Below are 1666 nucleotides of genomic sequence, written 5' to 3' on the forward strand. Positions count from 1 at the left end.
CTCGTGGACGGCCACGACCCGGCGCAGTGGGCGCAGGCGCTGCGCCGCTTCGTCGTCTCGCCGCGCTGGCGCGACTCGATGTCGGCGGGAGCCCGCGCGCACGCGGCGGCGTTCGGCTGGCAGGCGACCGCGTCCCGCCTGGTGGAGGTGTACGCGGCCGCCATCGCAAACCTGCACAAAACGCCTATCGCCCTGAACTTCTAGCCCTTTCCAGCCCGACCTTTGTTCTGGCGGCCTTCTATCCTTGTCGGCATGCGCGATGTCGTCGAAGCCGCGCTCAAGGCCGCGGACGTCACCTACGACGAGCCGCGGCCGGGCGCGTTCCTGGTCAAACTGCCCGGGCAGCACAAGCTCGCCACCATGACGTGGTTGATCGTGGGGGAGCAGGCGCTGCACGTCGAGGCGTTCTTCTGCCGCCAGCCCGACGAGAACCACACCGAGTTCTACCGCTGGCTGCTCGGCAAGAACGGCTCGATGTACGGCGTGCACTTCTCGCTCGACCCCGTGGGGGACGTCTACCTGGTGGGCCGGGTGCCACTGGCCGCCGTCACCGAGGCGGAGGTGGACCGGCTGCTGGGGTGCGTGCTGACGTACTCGGACGACTGGTTCGACCGGGCGCTTGAGCTGGGGTTCGCCTCGTCGATCAGGCGCGAGTGGGAATGGCGGGCCAAGCGCGGGGAGTCGCTGGCCAACCTCCAGGCGTTCGCCCGCTTCGCCGACCCGGACCGGTAATCCCTGACCATAGGATTGGCGATATGGCGACTTTGGTGCTGCTTAGGCACGGCGAGAGTGACTGGAACGCGAAGGGCCTGTTCACCGGCTGGGTGGACGTGAGCCTCTCGGCCAAGGGTGAGGACGAGGCCCGCCGCGGCGGCAAGCTCCTCCAGGACGCCGGACTGCGCCCGGACATCGTCCACACCAGCCTGCTGACCCGGGCCATCCAGACGGCTCAGCTGGCGCTGGCGGAGGCCGACCTGCTCTGGCTGCCGGTGAAGCGGAGCTGGCGCCTCAACGAGCGCCACTACGGCGCGCTCCAGGGCAAGAACAAGGCCCAGACGCGCGAGGAGTTCGGCGACGAGCAGTTCATGCTGTGGCGCCGCTCGTACGACGTGCCGCCGCCCCCGATCGCGGACGACGACGAGTTCTCCCAGGCCGGCGACCCCCGCTACGCCCTGCTTCCCCCGGAGCTGATGCCCCGTACGGAATGCCTGAAGGACGTGGTCGACCGCATGCTCCCGTACTGGTACGACTCGATCGTCCCCGACCTGTCGGCCGACCGCACGGTCCTGGTGGCCGCCCACGGCAACTCCCTGCGGGCCCTGGTCAAGCACCTGGACGGGGTCGGTGACGAGGAGATCGCGGGCCTCAACATCCCTACGGGGATTCCGCTGCTGTACGAGCTCGACTCCGACTTCCGGCCTCAGCGGCCGGGCGGCGAATACCTGGACCCGGACGCCGCCAAGGCCGCCATCGAGGCCGTCGCCAACCAGGGCCGCTGACTCCGAAAGCAAGGCCTTCCACTCCTGGGCGCTTCGCGCTCGGGGTTCCAGACAGCGTCGCCCAGGGGGCTTTCGCCCCAATGCCGCTTAGTTAAGGGCTTTGGTGGTGATTGTGAGGGTGTAAGCGATCTTGCCTGGGGGCGGCGGGTCGCCGGGTTTCTTGCGGG

2 protein-coding genes and 1 pseudogene are annotated in these 1666 nt (G+C 69.1%); all 3 read left to right on the forward strand.

All coding sequences use genetic code 11. The features are described from left to right. Nucleotides 1–204: pseudogene (locus ACWDX9_RS63015) on the forward strand (D-inositol-3-phosphate glycosyltransferase); the annotation flags it as partial. A 48-nt stretch (nt 205–252) separates the two neighbouring features. After that, nucleotides 253–732 carry a YbjN domain-containing protein gene (locus ACWDX9_RS63020; RefSeq protein ID WP_397369185.1) on the forward strand — a complete coding sequence of 160 codons (480 nt, stop codon included), beginning with the start codon at nt 253–255 and terminating at the stop codon, nt 730–732. A gap of 23 nt (nt 733–755) precedes the next feature. Next, nucleotides 756–1499, forward strand: coding sequence for a phosphoglyceromutase (locus ACWDX9_RS63025; RefSeq protein WP_449973402.1), 744 nt, complete (start codon nt 756–758; stop codon nt 1497–1499). Nucleotides 1500–1666: the final 167 nt, after the last annotated feature.

This window comes from Nonomuraea sp. NPDC003201 (assembly GCF_053590415.1).